Here is a 16,740-nt window from a genome sequence, read left to right on the forward strand (position 1 = left end):
AGGTTCTCCCAGCTCGATCGTCTCGGGGTGCAGGTCCGATTGTGGTCCGGTGCGCACCCCGCGACAAGAATCGCGCCCAGGAAAATATGACCTGGATCACAAGGTGTGGTGTCACGTCGAGCGGGCAACCCCTGTCTCATGGACATGAGCGACACCAAGAACGTACTGGTAGCCGGGGCGAGCGGAGTCCTGGGCAGCCACATCACGCACGCACTGGAACAGCATGGCTACACCGTCGTCTCCCTCGGCCGCGGCGCCGGGGCCGACGTGATGGCCGACATCATGAACCGCGACCAACTGCTGCGCGCCGTCGAAGGATTGCGCGTCGACACCGTCGTGCACGCGGCCACCGCACTGCACGACGCACCCATGAAGCATGCCGATATGTTCGCCACCGACGACCTGAGGCTCATCGGCACCGGCAATCTCGTCGAGGCCGCCAAGGCCGTCGGCGCGCGGCGAATGATCGCGGAATCCATGGTCTTCGGCTACGGATACGGCGATTTCGGCGACCGCGTGCTCACCGAGAACGACGAATTCGGTACCGGCGGCGACAAATCTTTGGTGGGCACAGCCGTAGTCCGGCACCTGGAAGGCATGCGCGTCAAGGAAGAGCAGATGCTGAACACCCCCGGCATCGAAGGGATCGCCTTGCGCTACGGCCTCTTCTACGGACCCGGCGGCACGGAGAACGTCGTGGCCATGCTGCGCAAGCGTTTCGCACTGCCCGCGGTCAATGATCACGGGCGGGTGTTGCCCTGGGTCAACTTGGTCGACGCGGGTCAGGCTGTCGCGCTCGCCGTCGAAGGCGGCGTGCCCGGCTCGGCGTACAACATCGCCGACGATCATCCGCTCGGCTTCGGCGAACACATCCGCATGGTGGCCGACATCTTCCGCACGCCCAAGCCTTTCACCGTCCCCGGCTGGATGCTGACGCCGATGTCCTACGTCCACACCATGATTCGGTGCAATATGCGGGTCAGCAATGCCAAGGCCAAGGCCGAACTCGGCTGGAAGCCGCAGTACCCGAGCTGCGCCGACGGCCTGCGCGCCCTCGCCGCAGCCTGACACACCGGCTGTCACCCCTCGTAAACCGCACCTCAACGGACATGACATCGCTCGGAGTGGCCCGAGTCACTCCGCGGCCCCTGGCGGTGTCACCGGCGGCCAGTACGCTCGAAGCAATCATGGCCACGTATTTCGATCCGAAGGCCTGGTCACCCCTGCGCGCGGTGGACCTCGGCATGGACCTGGGAAAGCGCCTGTTCGATCAGGCGTGGGTGGATCAGTGGGCCAGCTTCACCACGGCGTGGATCGATCCGGTCACCGATTTCGGGGTCGGCACCGTCACCGCGCTCATGCCCGACGTGCTCATGACCCTGCTGTCCGAGGGCATTCTCAGCCAGTTCGGCGGGCAGGAGGTCAAGGCCGCCTTCTACGGCCACGACCTGAGCGCCACCCTGCACACCCTCAAGGTGCGCCGGCGCGGTGCCAACTTCCAGACCAAGACCGTGCTCACCGATCTGTATTGGAACGGGCATCCGGTCCAGGAGCTCACCGTCATCGCGCACGGGGTGCGGCTCATTCCGGGCGTGCCCACCAAGCTCCGCTCCGCGCAACTCGACCTGACCGGCGTCATCTCCGTTGCGGCCCTGCTGGAATGGATCAATAGCTGGCAGCCGGACTGGAAGCTCGAGGCCCTCGACGACGGGCTCATCCTGGCGCAGCACCGCCGGCGGCGGATTCGCGCCCTGGCCAGCGCGGAGATCACCGACAATCTGCTCGCCATCACCGTGCATCAGGCGCACTGGCGCAAGGTGCGCGCACCCCGCGCCCTGACCAAGCTCGAGCCGATTCCCCTGCTGGACTTGCCGAATCAGGCCCGCATCCTCCGCGCGGAACGCATCGGCGACCACATCCACTTCGCCGCCGACCTACCCGGATTGAACGGATCCTTCGATCTGGCGCAGATCCGCTCCGCCATTGTCGCGGGAACCACGCTCATCGTCTTCTAATCGGTTCGGGTGGGCCACCATTCGAGCAATGCGGCCTCGGCCTCATCGCGCGACATCGGGCCGCGGTCCAGGCGGAGCTCCTTCAGGAAGCGCCACGCCTTGCCGACCTCCGGGCCCGCCGGAATGCCGAGCAGCTCCATGATCGCATTGCCGTCCAGGTCCGGACGGACGCGATTGAGGTCCTCCTGCTCCTGGAGCCGCCCGATCCGGACCTCGAGATCGTCGTAGGTGGAGCGCAGCGTCGCGGCCCGGCGCTTATTGCGGGTGGTGCAGTCGGCGCGCACCAGTTTGTGCAGGCGGGGGAGCAGTTCGTCGGCGTCGGTGACGTAGCGGCGGACCGCGGAATCGGTCCACTGGCCCTTGCCGTAGCCATGGAAGCGCAGGTGCAGGTAGACCAGGCGCGCCACATCCTCGGTGAACTGCTTCGGATACTTCAAGGCGCGCATGCGCTTTCGCACCATTTTCGCGCCGACCACCTCGTGGTGGTGGAAGCTGACGCCGCCGCCGGGCTCATTGCGCTTGGTCGGGGGCTTGCCGATGTCGTGCAGCAGCGCCGCCCAGCGCAGCACCAGATCCGGGTTGCCCTGCTCCTGATCGATGGCCTGGCGTAGCACGGTCAGCGAATGCTCGTATACGTCCTTGTGCTGGTGATGCTCGTCGATCTCCAGCTTCATGGCCGGAACCTCGGGCAGCACGCGCTCGGCCAGGCCGGTGTCGACCATGACGTCGATGCCGTCGGTGGGATGCTCGCCGCCGATCAGCTTGTCCAGCTCGGCGTGCACCCGCTCGGCGGTGATCCGGTCGATCTCGGGGGCCATGTCCACGATCGCCTGCCGCACCCGCGGAGCCAGGTCGAAACCCAGCTGCGAGACGAAGCGCGCACCGCGCAGCATGCGCAGCGGATCGTCCCGGAACGAATCCTCCGGCAGCGCGGGCGTATCCAGCACACCCGCCAGGAGGGCTTCCATGCCATTGAGCGGATCCACGAATTCGAGTTCGCCGAGCGCGCCGATCCGCACCGCCATGGCGTTCACCGTGAAATCGCGGCGCACCAGATCACCCTCGAGGGTGTCGCCGAAGGTGACCTCCGGATTGCGGGACACGCGATCGTAGTTATCGCTGCGGAAGGTGGTGATCTCCAGCTGCTGCCCGGCCTTGGACGCGCTCACCGTGCCGAACGCCAGCCCGCCGGTATCCCACAGATGATCGGCCCAGCCGCGCATCATCTCCTGCACCGCCTCCGGGCGGGCATCGGTGGTGAAATCCAGATCGGTGCCGAGCCGACCGAGCACCGCATCACGCACACTGCCGCCGACCAGATACAGGTCGTGGCCGTGTCCGGCGAACAACTCGCCCAGCGGGGTCAACACTTCCTCGGACAGGCGGCCGACTGTGATCGCCGCAGCGGCCAGCAATCGGGTACGGCGATCCACGCTTGCTTCCTCTGACTTCTGCGAAACCACGAAGACGCAGCTTAGTGGAGTAGGGCAAACCACCGGGGCGCGGCGGTGCGTCCGGTGCCGCGCGCGACGCCGCGTCAGGTGGAGCGGAAGCACCGGCCTTCCCCGCTAGACTGACGCAGTGTCCCCGGCCGATCGCGCGAACAGTCGACGCCGCCAGCCCCGGCGCCGTGGTGGTTCGGCGGGCAGTGCTGCGGCGAAACCCCGTATGCGCACAGTGCGTGAGACCTCCGCGGGCGGGCTCGTGGTCGACGGTCTCGACGGGCCCAGTGAGAAGCGCTGCGCCGCCCTGATCGGCCGCACCGATCGCCGCGGCCGGCTGCTCTGGTCACTTCCCAAGGGCCACATCGAAGAAGGCGAGACCGCCGAGCAGACCGCCATCCGGGAAGTCGCCGAGGAAACCGGCATCAATGGCAGTGTGGTCGCCGAACTGGGCAGCATCGACTACTGGTTCGTCACCGAGGGCCGGCGCGTGCACAAGACCGTGCACCACTATTTGATGCGATTCCTCGACGGCGAACTGTCCGATGCCGATGTGGAGGTCACCAAGGTGGCCTGGGTTCCCTTGAGTGAACTCGAATCCCGCCTCGCCTACGCCGACGAACGCAGACTCGCCGAAGTCGCGAACCGGCTGATCGACCGGATGGAGAACGGCAGACAATGACGCGTGCGGGGTCTGGACGTCCTGAACAAGGCACCGCGGCGGCACAACCGACACGAACGAAGAGGTTCTCGCGTTCCTCCCGCGCCGGGGGGCCGCGGCACCGGATGTTGTCGCTCGTCGCGGTCCTGCTGTCCGTGTTCACCGTGCTGGGTTCCGGAACGGCCACCGACTCGGCAACGGCCGCCGCCGAACCCACCGGCAGTGGCACACCCGGCCAGTCCACCGGGCCGAAATTCCTGAAGATGTCCCTGGATTCGGTCTCCCCGACCGCCATCACCAGCACCAGCGACCCCTACTTCGTGGTGTCCGGCACCATCACCAATATCGGCGACCGGCAGGTGGACGACATCAGCGTGCGGATTCAGCGCGCCGCCGCCGTCACCGCCCCGAGCGGCCTGCGCTCCGCACTGCGCCTGGACCAGATCAACTTCGACGTCACCGGCGAATTCCAGGATGTCGCAGAACGATTGACGCCCGGCCAGCGCAAACAATTCAGCCTCACCGTCGCCCTGCATGCGGGAGCCGAACTGCCGAGCGGGATTTCGGCCCTCGACATCACCCAGCCCGGCATCTATCCGCTGCTGCTCAATGTGAATGGCGAACCCGCGTACGGTGGCCAGGCCCGGCTCGACGACGCCCGCTTCCTGCTGCCAGTGCTCGGCGTGCCCGGCGACCCGAAACAGCCCGCGACACCGCCGGTTCCGGCCGCCCCCGACGCCGCCCCGGTCGCCACCACCATGGTGTGGCCGCTCGCGGACCGGCCGCGCATCGTCGCCGGCCGCCCCGGCGCACCCGATGGCGCGGCCCTGCTCACCGATGACGACCTGGCCTCCTCGCTCACCTCGGGCGGACGCCTGGACCAGCTGCTGTCCGCACTGGAGACCGCGCTCAAACCCGAGAGCGGGCGCGACCGCAACCTCACCACCGCGCTGTGCCTGGCCGTCGACCCGGACCTGCTGCTCACCGTCTCCGATATGACCGACGGCTATGCCGTACTGGCCAGCCCCTCGGATCCGGACGGCCCGACCCGGGCGGGCACCGGCGCGCACGCCGCCAAGGCCTGGCTGGACCGACTGAAGGCACTCGCCCCCGGCATGTGCGTGGTGGCGCTGCCCTTCGCGCAGGTCGATCCGGCCGCGCTCGCCACCGTCGGCGACACCACCCTCTCCGACCGCGCCCTCAACGCACCCGCCGACCTGATCGACACCCTGCTCTCGGTGAAATCCGTCCGCGGCGTGGCCTTGCCCGAGGCCGGGACCATCGACACCGAATCCGCCTCGCTGTTCGCCCATCACGGCTTCACCAGCACCGTGCTCGCCGACAATGCCGTCACCGCGCCGGGCGGGCAGTCCAATCTGACCGCCGCCAAATCCCCCGGGGCCGCAAACGAATCCGCGAATCCGGACGTGGTGCGACTGGCCGGAGTGACCGCGCCCGCACCCCCGGCCGAGGGCACGCCGCCGCCCAATGCCCCCGAATTGCGGGCCGTCACCTTCGATATCTGGGCGGGCACCGCGCTCGCCGCCGTCGGCTCGCATCCCCCGACCCCGCCGTTCACGCCGGAGAAGGTCCGCTACGACCTCACCAATGACTCCCGCGCCGCACGCTTGCAGGACGCGCTCGGAGCCGTCTCCTGGTCCGCACTGAACCCGCAGCCGGGCCGACCCCGCTCCGCACTGCTCATGCCGCCGCAGCAGTGGGGTGCCAATCGCGACGAGGCCACCGCGCTGCTCGGCCAGCTCGACCTGCTCTTCCACAACAACCTGGCCACCCCGCGTTCGTTCACCGATCTGCTCGCGCAACCGGCCGATCCGCAGCCCTATGACCTCGACTATCTGAGCGCCGCCGCGGCCGAGGGTGTGCCCGCGCATTTCGACGAACCCGTGCGGCAGCAGGCGCAGCGCATCACCGAACTCATGGCGGCCCTGGTGGATACGCCGCAGCAGGAGCTCAGCCCGCGGTCCTTCCTCAATCCGCTGCGCGATGACCTGGTCCGGGTGCTCACCCTGTCCGATCGCCGGGCCGGCACCGCCCCCGCCGACACCTCCGCGCAGCGCCGCCTCGACCAGACCACCCGCACCCTGGACGAGCTGTTCCGGTCGGTGACCGTGCTGCCGCCGGGCGGCGTCTACACCCTCGCCTCGGAACAGAGCCCGCTGCTGCTGGTCGCCCGCAATGATCTGCCGGTGGCCATTCGGGTCAAATTCCGCATCGACGCACCCGCCGAGACGAACATCACCGATATCGGCGAACAACAGCTGCCCGCCAAGGGCAATCGGTCTTTTCAGATCCCCACCGAGGTCTCGGACAGCCGAAACCTGGTGATTCCCATCGCACTTACCACACCCGACGGGGTACCACTCGGCAATCCGGTATCGGTATCCGTGCGGTCCAACGCCTACGGTCGAGTGTTGGCGATAATGACGGCGTGCGCCTTCGCACTGCTGCTCCTACTGGCGGGCCGCCGACTGTGGCACCGCTGGCGAGGGCAGCCCGACCCGGCCGACGAGGACTTCGACCCGACCGGTGGGGGAACCGACCCGGCCGAGGCGGGGGCCGATCCGGGTAACGGGCATCGGGTGGGGCGGCGTGCGCGTAAGCGGGAGTTGAAACGACAGGAGACGCGGTGAGCGAGTACAGCGGACCACGCTCATCCGGCCGACCAGAGGGCAACGACGGGCCGCAGGGGCCGGGATCCGGTCCCGGGCAGCCGCGTCGCGCACCGTCGGCACCGTGGGAGCGCGGCGTGCCGCAGCGACCGCAACAACCACGCGGGCCTCGGCCCGGACCACAGGGACCGGGTACGGGAGGGAATGTGCCGCCGGGAGTTCCGGGGAATCCGCCGGGGGCACCCGGCCGTCCGCAACCAGGTCAACCGTCCGGTCCGCCACCGCGCGTGCCGCGACCCTCCGAATCCGGACCGATCATGCACCGCCCGCCGGGCCAGCCACAGCGCCCGCCGCAAGCACCGCCGAAGCCGCAACAGGCTCCGCCGCGGCAGGCACCCGCGCGCCCCGGACCGGACGGCCGCATCGCACCCGAAGAGCGCTACCACTGGGGCCATTCGGGCCAGGGCGACCCCAATCACCCACAGGGACAAGGCGCAGGGCGCTACCCGACCCCGCCCATGTCCAATCCACGCCCCATCGCTCCCAACCCGCAACCGCGGCAACAACAGCCGCTACCGCGAAACCTGCCTGGTCAAACCCGAACCGCCACAGCGCAACAGCCCCGGATCCAGAAGCACGGCCCGGACACCAAGTCGGACAACTCGAACGCGAGGCTGGTCCGGGACTCCGGTTCCATCGCCGTCGCGACGCTGATCAGCCGCATCACCGGATTCGGCAAACAGCTCATGCTGCTCACCGTGCTCGGCCCGGCCATCGCCTCGGCCTTCACCGTCGCCAGCACGCTGCCCGCCATGATCTCCGAGCTCCTGCTCGGCGCGGTGCTCACCGCCATCGTGGTGCCCACCCTGGTGCGTGCGGAGAAGGAGGACGCCGACGGCGGCGCGACCTTCGTCCGGCGACTGTTCACCGCCGCCCTGACCGTGCTGGGCACCGGCACGGTCATCGCCCTCATCTGCGCCCCCCTGTTGACCTCGCTGCTGGTACCCGACGACGGCAAGGTGAGCACCGGACTCACCACCGCCCTGACCTATCTCCTGCTGCCCGCCATCGCGCTCTACGGAATGTCGGCGCTGCTCATGGCGATCCTGAACACCCATCAGCAGTTCAAACCGGGCGCGTGGGCGCCGGTGCTGAACAACGTCGTCGTGCTGGTGGTGCTGTTCCTCTACTGGCTGCTGCCCGGTGAGATCACCCTGGACCCGGTCCGGATGGGCGAGCCGAAGCTGCTGCTGCTCGGCGTCGGCGTCACCCTCGGCGTGGTCGTGCAGGCGATCAGCCTGCTGCCCGCCATCCGCCGCGAGGGCATCGACCTGCGACTGCTCTGGGGTGTGGACGCGCGGCTCAAGCAATTCGCCAGCATGGGCGCGGCAATCCTGCTCTATGTCGGCATCAGCCAGGTCGGCTGGATGGTCGCCACCCGCGTGCTGACCAATGTCGACACCGCCGGTCCCGCCATCTACCAATTCGCCTGGCTGCTGCTGCAGTTCCCGTACGGCGTGCTCGGCGTGACCCTGCTGACCGCGATCATGCCGCGGCTGAGCCGCAATGCCGCCGCCGACGACAACCCGGCCGTGGTCGACGATCTCGGCACCGCGACCCGGCTCACCATGATCGCGCTGGTCCCCATCGTCACCTTCCTGACGCTGGCCGGGCCGCAGATCGGCAGCGCGCTGCTCTCCTACGGCCGCTTCGGCACCGGCGACGCCTCGCGGCTCGGCGAGGCCGTGTCCTGGTCCGCCTTCACCCTGATCCCGTACTCGCTGGTGCTGATTCACCTGCGCGTCTTTTACGCGCGTGAACAGGCGTGGACGCCGACCTGGATCATTCTGGGCATCACCGGCGTGAAGATCTTCCTGTCGGTGCTGACTCCGTACTTCTTCTCCGATGACCACGTGGTCATCGCACTCGGCGCGGCCAATGGCCTCGGCTTCGTGGCGGGCGCGATCATCGGCGGCTGGCTGCTGCACAAGAGTCTCGGCGATCTGCGCATGACGAATGTCGGCCGCACCATCAGCCGGGTCGTGCTGGCCTCGCTGGCCGGCGGCGCGGTCATGGTCATCGCGGACAAGGTGATCGGCCTGCACCGGCTCTCGGATTCCTTCGGCGGCATCGGCTCGTTCATTCGCGTGGTCATCACCGCCATCGTCATGTTCGGTGTCGCGTTCGCCCTGATGCGCCTGGCGGGCATTCCGGAAATCGTGGCCATCACGGTCGCGATCTCGCGCCGCCTCGGCTTCACGCCACCCGCACCGGATCTGGATCTGGACGGCTCGCCGCTGGACGACGTGCACGGAACCACCCTGCTACCCAGGCCCGATCTGCGTGCCGCGCCGTACTACTACCGGTTCGATCCGTACCTCGACGCGCAGACCATGGTGCTGCCGGTTATTCGTCCCGATGCGGTTGACATCACCGGCACGGGCGAGTTCCCGTACCCTGTTCGGCAGAGAAGCGCAACCGCCGGATCCGGCGATCCCACGGACGATCGAGGGACGTCGGACAGCACCCGCGCGACATCGGACAAGACCGTCCGCATGTCTCAGGACGCAGGCTTCCGCACCACATCGGAGGCCGGTGAACCGGTTCCGGCCCCGACATATCGGTCTTCGAACTACCAGGGCGAAGGAGGAACGAGGGTGAGCGACGACGCGGCGGGCGGCGTGCCGGCTGCCGATGCTTCCGCGACCGGAGGCGGGCTCTCCACGGATGTCCCCCCGACGCAGGGCGCGCAGAGCGGACCGCAGGGCGGCCAGCCCCCATCCACACCCCGGATCACCGACAGCGGTGACCACGGGGAACCGGAGGACCTACCCGACGAACCGGACGCAGGTCCGGAAACCGGCGTCTACGAAGCGGTCTCGCCGCTCATGCCGCCGATGCGGGTGGAGGCCCCGACCAAGCGCGTGCAGCGCGGTCCCAAACTGCTCCCCGGAGCCTCGGTGGCGGGCGGTCGTTACCGCTTGCTCGCCGGGCACGGCGGCGCGCGCGGACTGCGGTTCTGGCAGGCCCTGGATGTGAAACTCGACCGCGAGGTCGCACTCACCTTCGTGGACGCCGACCAGCAGGCCGCCGACAACTCCGGACACGATGGGCCACAGGCCATCCTGTCCCGCACCCTGCGCCTCGGGCGGATCAATTCGCCCGGCCTGGCCCGGGTGCTCGACGTGGTGCGCGGTTCCTCCGGCGGCATCGTGGTCGCGGAATGGACGCCCGGCCGCTCGCTCAAGGAGATGGCCGATACCGTGCCGTCGCCGATAGGAGCCGCCCGGGCCGTGCGCGCCCTCGCGGCCGCGGCCGAACTGGCCCACCGCGGCGGCGGCTCGCTGTCCATCGACCACCCGGACCGGGTGCGCATCAGCGCCTCCGGTGACGCGGTGCTCGCCTTCCCCGGCACCCTGTCGGACTCCGACGCGCAATCGGACGTGCGCGGCCTGGGCGCGATGCTGTACGCGCTCATCACCGCACAATGGCCGATCCGCGCCGGCGGCGTCACCGGATCCGCCGCCACCGTGGGCGGACTGCCCCTCGCGGACTTCGGTCCGGACGGAACCCCGGTGGAGCCCAGGACGATTCGACCCGAGACGCCGTTCGAGATCTCCGCGGTCGCGGTGCGCTCACTCGAGTCGAACAAGGGCGTACGCACCGCGGCCACCGTCCAGCACGTGCTGGAACAGGCCTCGGTGGTCGACCAGAAGACCGATTTCATCCCGGTGCTGCGCCTGGGCCAGCGGCCGCCGTCCATGCCGGACGAGACCCTGGCCGATCCGGAACTGCTTGCGGCCGAGAAGGAACGCACGCAGCGCATGATGTGGATCCTGGTCGGCCTGGGCGTGCTCGGCGCGCTCGCGGTCGGCGTGATCCTCTGGTGGCTGGTCAGCGTGTTCGCGCCCGGTTCGTCCGAACAGCCGCTCAATGAGCAGCGCAATATCGGGCTCACCACCGCCAGTTCCGCTCCGGCGGTACCGGGTTCGTCGCAGGCGCCGGCCGCCACCACCTCCGGCGGCGTGCCGGTCCCGGTGACCGGCGCCATGGTGTTCTCGCCCGAGGGCACGCCGGACAATATCGGCAGCATTTCGGCTGTGCTGGACAACAATCCGGCCACCACCTGGCGCACCGACGCGTATTTCCAGCAGTTCCCGGCGCTCAAGAAGGGCGTGGGCATCCTGGCCACGCTCGGCAGCCCGAGCAAGCTCACCAAGGTGGTGATCGACTCGCCGACGCCCGGTACCCAGGTCGAGATCCGCACCTCTCCGACGGCCGCGCCGACCCTCGATCAGACCCAACTGATCGGGTCGGCGACCCTCGGCGGGGGCGTCACCGAAATCCCGGTGCGGGCCGACCAGCCCGCCCGTTACGTCCTGGTCTGGATCACTCAGCTGGGCAGCAATGGGGGACAGTTCCAGTCGGCCATCGCCGAGCTGAGGTTCGAAGCCGCGCCGTAATACGGCTGCGCTATCGATGCCATCCGGGCACGACATTGCCCGATTCGCCCGAAATTGTGCTGCTAGCTGCACTTTTTCTGCGGCAATTCATTGCTACCGAATCGTTATCTTCAGTATGATCTCCCGTTGTGGTCGTGTCGCGAGTGACCGAGGTCTCCGATCGGGATCTACTGGCCGCGCATGCCGGCGGTGAGCGGCACGCGTTCGCGGAGCTATTGCGTCGCCACCGTGATCATCTGTGGCAGGTCGCCCTGCGTGCCTCCTACACCCCCGAGGACGCCGCCGATTCACTCCAGGACGCCCTGCTCTCCGCCCATCGCGCCGCCGCGGGATTTCGCGGGGACGCCGAGGTGCGCAGCTGGCTGCACCGCATCGTGGTGAACGCCTGCCTGGATCGCATCCGGCGAAACCGATTGCGCCGCACGGTACCGTTGGGCGACGGGGCGCTGCCCGAACCTCTTTACGCTCGCGATGATTTCGCGGCGCTGGAGGCCAGTCTGGTGGTCGACGCGGCATTGTTCACACTGCCCGCCGAACAACGCACCGCACTGGTCGCCGTGGAGCTCGAGGGCTACTCGATCGCGGATGCCGCTGCCCTGCTGGGTATTCCGGAGGGCACGGTCAAAAGCCGGTGCGCCCGTGGGCGGCAACGACTCGAGTCCTACCTCAGCGACGCGAGACATCCGTGAGTTCGATGAACACCTGAATTCACGGCGAACAGAGCAAGATGACGGGAACCGGATCCGACTCCGGGGCGTCGAATACTTGAGACAGGTCTGCGAATTCCCATATCCACACAAGATCAGTGGAGCCTGGAGGGGCAATGGACGAGACAGGAGCAGCGATGGCAGGGACGACGATGCCCCGGCCGCCCTTCTCCGCCGAACTGCTCGCCGACCTGCACGCCGGCAATGTGCCGGCCAAGGTTTCCGAACAGCTGTGGCCCGCGGTGCGCCGCGATCCGGCCGCCATGCGCTATCTACATTCCCTCGACCAGGTGAATTCCCGCCTGCACGAGCTGGCCGTGGACGACGGCGTCGCCCACCCCATGCCCACCGAGGTGACCGCCCGTCTGGAGCGCATGATCGACGACCTGGCCACCGCCGACCTCACCGACACCGGCGAACAGGTGGCCCCCGTGCACCGCCTCCCGGTGCCGCCGCGACCCGCACCGGAATCCACCGCACCCATGCCCGCGCTCGCCAAACCCACCATCTACGACACCGGCCGCCTCGACCCGCGCGACCTCGAGGACCGGGATCTCGACACTCGCGAATTCGGGAATGCCGGGCCGGAAACACAATCCGAGTGGGCCGCCGACTACGACCCCGCCCATCCCGGGGAACGTCCGTCCCGCCGCCTGCGCTGGCTCACCGCCGCCGCGGCGACCGCGGCCGTGCTCACCGGTGCCGTGGTGGCCGTGGACGCCGTCAGCAGCCGCACGGTCGCCCCCAGCGCCCACCCGGCCGCGGGCACCGAGCTCTCGACGAACCTGGCCCCCAGCGACGTGCTCACCGCCATGGGCAATCGACAGATCACGGGCCCGCTGTCCACCGGCAACAGCCTCACCGAGTGCCTGGCCGCCGCAGACCTGAATCGCGCGGTGCTCGGCGCACGCAATGTCGTCTACTCCGGGCAGCAGGCCGTGCTGGTTCTGCTGCCGGGCATGGAAGCCCCGCACATCACCGTGGTCGTGCTGGGTGTGGGCTGCGGCGCAGGCAATCCACAGGTGCTGGCGCGGTCGGAGATCCGCTGACGACCTCTCGAAGGGCGGGGAACAACAGCGTTTACCCTGTTGTTGACCGACACGCCCCGCTTCACAATTGCCTCGGAGGGTCCTTTGAGTACGCCAGTTCGCGACCTGATCATTGTCGGTTCCGGTCCCGCCGGCTACACGGCTGCCGTCTACGCCGCCCGTGCCGAGCTGGAACCGTTGCTCTTCGAAGGCACCCAGTTCGGTGGCGCGCTCATGACCACCACCGAGGTCGAGAACTTCCCCGGCTTCCGCGACGGCATCATGGGCCCGGACCTCATGGAAGAGATGCGGGAGCAGGCCAAACGCTTCGGCGCCGATATCCGCACCGAGGATGTGGACGCCCTCGACCTGACCGGTCCGATCAAGAAGGTGACCGTCGGCGACGAGACCTTCGAGGCCTACGCCGTGATCCTGGTCATGGGTTCCGCGGCCCGCTACCTGAACGTCCCCGGTGAGCAGAAGCTGCTCGGCCGCGGCGTCAGCGCCTGCGCCACCTGCGACGGCTTCTTCTTCAAGGGCCAGGACATCGTGGTGGTCGGCGGCGGCGACTCGGCCATGGAGGAAGCGACCTTCCTCACCAAGTTCGCCGCCAGCGTCACCATCATCCACCGCCGCGAGGAGTTCCGCGCCTCCCGGATCATGCTCGAGCGCGCCAAGGCCAATGAGAAGATCCGCTTCGTGCTGAACACGGAAGTGACCGAGGTGCACGGGGATTCGAGCGTGACCAGCCTCAGCCTGCGTGACACCCGCACCGGCGAGACCTCGGAACTGGCCGCCACCGGTCTGTTCGTCGCCATCGGCCACGACCCGCGCAGCGAATTGGTGCGCGGCCAGGTCGAACTGGACGACGAGGGCTACGTGCGGGTCCAGGGCCAGGGCACCGCCACCTCGCTGCCGGGCGTCTTCGCCGCGGGCGATCTGGTGGACCACACCTACCGCCAGGCCATCACCGCCGCCGGCACCGGCTGCCGCTCGGCCATCGACGCCGAACGCTGGCTCGCCGAGCAGGGCGACATCACCACCAATACGCTCGATCACGCCGGTACGCGTGTAGAAGTGAACAACTGAAGGAGCTCGCCATGACCGACGCCAAGACCACCGCCACCAAGACGGTCACCGACAAGACGTTCGCCGACGACGTGCTGCTCAGCGAGAAGCCGGTGCTGGTCGACTTCTGGGCGGCCTGGTGCGGCCCGTGCAAGATGGTCGCCCCCGTGCTCGAGGAGATCGCGGCGACCAATGCCGACAAGATCACCATCGCCAAGGTCGACGCCGACAACAACCCGGAGTCCGCGGCCAGCTACAACATCCTGTCGCTGCCCACCATGGTCCTGTTCCAGGGCGGCCGGGAAGTCAAGCGAATCGTCGGCGCAAAGGGCAAAGCGGCCCTCTTGCGCGAACTGGAGGGCGTTCTCTAAGCGCTGTATATATTTGCGGCGGCAGCGGGGGCCTGCGTGGTGACGCAAGCTTCCGCCTTCGGCCCCTGACGCTGCCACCGCCCAGGTAAGATTTCGGCCGCAGGTGGAAAGTTGCCTTAGGGCAAGCTTCCACCTGCGTTCCCTGACGCCACCGTCGGGGTAGGATTCCTGCACTCGACAGTTGCCGTTATTCGGTCCGGGTATGAAACATATCGACCGACGCTCCGGTCGTGCGAAGGTGTGAACCGCTGCACGAGTGGGTACCCGGGTTGGCGGAAGGAAAGGGCTCTCACGCATGCACCGACTTCGTCACGGCGATACTGGACCAGCCGTAGCAGAGGTTCGGAGCACCCTGGCAAGCCTGGGTTTCCTGCACACCCACCCCAACACCGATCACACCGGTAATGGGGAGTACTGGAAAGATTCCGACGCCAGTTTCGATCATGATCTCGACTCCGCCGTACGCGCTTTTCAGCAGCATCGCGGACTCCTGGTCGACGGCGTGGTCGGTCCGGCCACCTATCGAGCCCTCAAGGAAGCCTCCTACCGGCTCGGCGCGCGCACGCTGATCTATCAGCTGTCCGCACCCCTCTACGGTGACGATGTCGCCACCTTGCAGCGGCGTCTGCAAGACCTGGGGTTCTATGTGCACCGGGTGGACGGCCATTTCGGCGCGCACACCCACGACGCGCTCACCTCGTTCCAGCGTGAGATCGGCCTGTCCTCCGACGGCATCTGCGGTCCGGACACGCTGCGCTCGCTGGACCTGCTCGGCGCCCGCGTGACCGGCGGCAATCCGCATCGCATTGCCGAGGAAGAGGTCGTGCACCGGGCCGGGCCGCAGCTCACCGGTAAGCGCATCGTCATCGATCCGGGCCTGGGCGGGCCGGACAAGGGCGCACCCGTACCCACCGAATTCGGTGACGTGTACGAATCGGAGATCCTCTGGGATCTGGCCAGCCGCCTCGAGGGCCGCATGGCCGCCACCGGCATGGAGACCTTCCTGTCCCGGCCGTGGGGAGCCAACCCCTCCGATGCGGAGCGCGCCGAAACCTCGAATACCTTCGACGCCGATCTGATGATCTCGCTGCGCTGCGCCGGTAATCAGAGCACCTCGGCCAGCGGCGTCGCCAGCTTCCACTTCGGCAATTCGCACGGCTCCACCTCGATGATCGGCCAGGTGCTGGCCGGATTCATCCAGCGCGAGATCGTGGCCCGAACCTCCTTGCAGGACTGCCGGACCCACGCCCGCACCTGGGATCTGCTGCGGCTCACCAAGATGCCGACCGTGCAGGTCGATATCGGTTACCTCTCCAGTGATTACGACTCCTCGGTGCTCACCAACCCGCGCATGCGCGATGTGATCGCCGAGGCCATCCTCATCTCGGTCAAGCGGCTGTACCTGCTCGGGCAGGACGACCAGCCCACCGGCACCTACACCTTCGCCGAACTGCTCGCGGAAGAGCTGGCCGCCGCCGACCGCATCTGACGGTCCCGAAACAATAAAAAACCCGCCGCCCCGATGTGCTTGGGACGGCGGGTTTTTCGTTGTCGAGAGGGGTCAGAAGGTGCAGACCCGGGTCGGAGCCTCCTGGGCCGCGGCCGCGAGCAGCTGATCGAGCGCGCGCTCGACATCTTCCTTCCACAGGTGGTCGCGATCGAGCTCCAGCCGCAGCCGCGGAAAACGGTGATGCGCGGCAACCACTTTGAAGCCGACCTCCTCCAGGAAGTCGGCGTCGATCATGCAGGACTCGGGGGAGCATTCGAAGGCCTGCGCCGCATTGCCGCGCAGCCGGGCCGGGGCGATCCGCTCCATCAACATGAGCGAACCGAGATCCGGCATGGCGGTCGACGGCGGATCCTGGCGCAACCCGAACGACTCGATCGCCCGCACGCCGCGACGGATCAGATCCGACACCACGGCCTGCACGAGCTGATGGGCTACATCAGTGTCCTGATACGGGAATTCGGCCCGCAGCGTGGTCAGCAGCACGGCATCCGGGCTCACGGGGGAGGTGGGGAACAGTCCGGCACGCGGTACCGCACTGGGCGGCGAGTACAGCGCGCAACCCGCGATATTGTCATCGATCGCCGCGACCTGCCCGCAGGAACCCCATTCGAGCAGCACGGTGGAGAGCCAGGCCTCCTTCTCGAAGACCGGGTCACTGTATTCACGGGAGTCCGCCGCCACCGCCGGATCGATTTCCCAGAACACGCACCGCCGCGCGTGCGCCGGGAGCTTGTCGAGTCCGCCGAGGGTAAGTGCGGTAACGCTGGTCGACACCGCTCTGCTCAGCCTCCAGCTGTCCGATTCATCCACACTCACGCCGCATCAATAAATGCTCGCCAGCAAGA

At 68.0% G+C, this 16,740-nt stretch carries 12 protein-coding genes; 10 read left to right on the forward strand and 2 right to left on the reverse strand.

Annotation, left to right across the window (positions count from 1 at the left end):
* Positions 1-144: 144 nt before the first annotated feature.
* Together AB0N05_RS19780 and AB0N05_RS19785 are read left to right on the forward strand one after the other, a co-directional pair.
* Positions 145-1,068: an NAD(P)-dependent oxidoreductase gene (locus AB0N05_RS19780; protein WP_364695814.1), complete on the forward strand. Its 924-nt coding sequence runs from the start codon at positions 145-147 to the stop codon at positions 1,066-1,068.
* 119 nt (positions 1,069-1,187) lie between these two features.
* Complete coding sequence (locus AB0N05_RS19785) at positions 1,188-2,015, forward strand: hypothetical protein (protein WP_364695817.1); 828 nt, start codon at positions 1,188-1,190, stop codon at positions 2,013-2,015.
* On the opposite strand, the gene AB0N05_RS19790 is transcribed toward AB0N05_RS19785, so the two are convergent.
* Complete coding sequence (locus tag AB0N05_RS19790) at positions 2,012-3,448, reverse strand: CCA tRNA nucleotidyltransferase (protein WP_364695820.1); 1,437 nt, start codon at positions 3,446-3,448, stop codon at positions 2,012-2,014. The two genes, AB0N05_RS19785 and AB0N05_RS19790, sit on opposite strands and share 4 nt — an antisense overlap.
* A 148-nt stretch (positions 3,449-3,596) precedes the next feature.
* On the opposite strand from AB0N05_RS19790, the gene AB0N05_RS19795 reads away from it, so the two are divergent.
* The 8 genes from AB0N05_RS19795 to AB0N05_RS19830 all read left to right on the forward strand — a co-directional run bounded on the left by AB0N05_RS19795 (position 3,597) and on the right by AB0N05_RS19830 (position 15,874).
* Positions 3,597-4,139 (forward strand): NUDIX hydrolase, encoded by a 543-nt coding sequence (locus tag AB0N05_RS19795; RefSeq protein WP_364695823.1) that lies wholly within the window; start codon positions 3,597-3,599, stop codon positions 4,137-4,139.
* Between the two features lie 104 nt (positions 4,140-4,243).
* Positions 4,244-6,769 (forward strand): DUF6049 family protein, encoded by a 2,526-nt coding sequence (locus AB0N05_RS19800; RefSeq protein ID WP_364695826.1) that lies wholly within the window; start codon positions 4,244-4,246, stop codon positions 6,767-6,769.
* Between the two features lie 296 nt (positions 6,770-7,065).
* Entirely contained in the window at positions 7,066-11,211 is a 4,146-nt protein-coding gene (gene murJ / locus AB0N05_RS19805) for a murein biosynthesis integral membrane protein MurJ (protein WP_364695829.1), read from the forward strand.
* Between the two features lie 134 nt (positions 11,212-11,345).
* Positions 11,346-11,900, forward strand: a complete 555-nt coding sequence (gene sigM / locus AB0N05_RS19810) for an RNA polymerase sigma factor SigM (protein ID WP_364695832.1) — start codon at positions 11,346-11,348, stop codon at positions 11,898-11,900.
* Between the two features lie 155 nt (positions 11,901-12,055).
* A complete protein-coding gene (locus AB0N05_RS19815; protein ID WP_364695835.1) occupies positions 12,056-12,967 on the forward strand; it encodes a hypothetical protein in 912 nt (303 codons plus the stop codon).
* A gap of 84 nt (positions 12,968-13,051) precedes the next feature.
* The gene (trxB, locus tag AB0N05_RS19820) at positions 13,052-14,035 is read left to right on the forward strand and encodes a thioredoxin-disulfide reductase (RefSeq protein WP_364695838.1); all 984 of its coding nucleotides are present in this window, start codon (positions 13,052-13,054) and stop codon (positions 14,033-14,035) included.
* A gap of 11 nt (positions 14,036-14,046) precedes the next feature.
* Positions 14,047-14,385 (forward strand): thioredoxin, encoded by a 339-nt coding sequence (gene trxA / locus AB0N05_RS19825; protein WP_364695841.1) that lies wholly within the window; start codon positions 14,047-14,049, stop codon positions 14,383-14,385.
* A 295-nt stretch (positions 14,386-14,680) separates the two neighbouring features.
* Positions 14,681-15,874, forward strand: a complete 1,194-nt coding sequence (locus AB0N05_RS19830; protein ID WP_364695845.1) for an N-acetylmuramoyl-L-alanine amidase — start codon at positions 14,681-14,683, stop codon at positions 15,872-15,874.
* Positions 15,875-15,946: 72 nt separating this feature from the next.
* On the opposite strand, the gene AB0N05_RS19835 is transcribed toward AB0N05_RS19830, so the two are convergent.
* Positions 15,947-16,669 carry a GNAT family N-acetyltransferase gene (locus tag AB0N05_RS19835; protein WP_364695848.1) on the reverse strand — a complete coding sequence of 241 codons (723 nt, stop codon included), beginning with the start codon at positions 16,667-16,669 and terminating at the stop codon, positions 15,947-15,949.
* Positions 16,670-16,740: the final 71 nt, after the last annotated feature.

The sequence above is a fragment of the Nocardia sp. NPDC051030 genome (genome assembly GCF_040683015.1).
Lineage (GTDB): Bacteria > Actinomycetota > Actinomycetes > Mycobacteriales > Mycobacteriaceae > Nocardia.

Excerpts from the sequence above, each read along its gene's own strand:
- AB0N05_RS19830 (WP_364695845.1), top strand. The coding sequence starts at position 14,681 with ATGCACCGACTTCGTCACGGCGATACTGGACCAGCCGTAGCAGAGGTT.
- AB0N05_RS19815 (WP_364695835.1), top strand. The coding sequence starts at position 12,056 with ATGGCAGGGACGACGATGCCCCGGCCGCCCTTCTCCGCCGAACTGCTC.
- AB0N05_RS19785 (WP_364695817.1), top strand. The coding sequence starts at position 1,188 with ATGGCCACGTATTTCGATCCGAAGGCCTGGTCACCCCTGCGCGCGGTG.
- murJ (WP_364695829.1), top strand. The coding sequence starts at position 7,066 with ATGCACCGCCCGCCGGGCCAGCCACAGCGCCCGCCGCAAGCACCGCCG.
- AB0N05_RS19780 (WP_364695814.1), top strand. The coding sequence starts at position 145 with ATGAGCGACACCAAGAACGTACTGGTAGCCGGGGCGAGCGGAGTCCTG.
- AB0N05_RS19800 (WP_364695826.1), top strand. The coding sequence starts at position 4,244 with ATGTTGTCGCTCGTCGCGGTCCTGCTGTCCGTGTTCACCGTGCTGGGT.
- trxA (WP_364695841.1), top strand. The coding sequence starts at position 14,047 with ATGACCGACGCCAAGACCACCGCCACCAAGACGGTCACCGACAAGACG.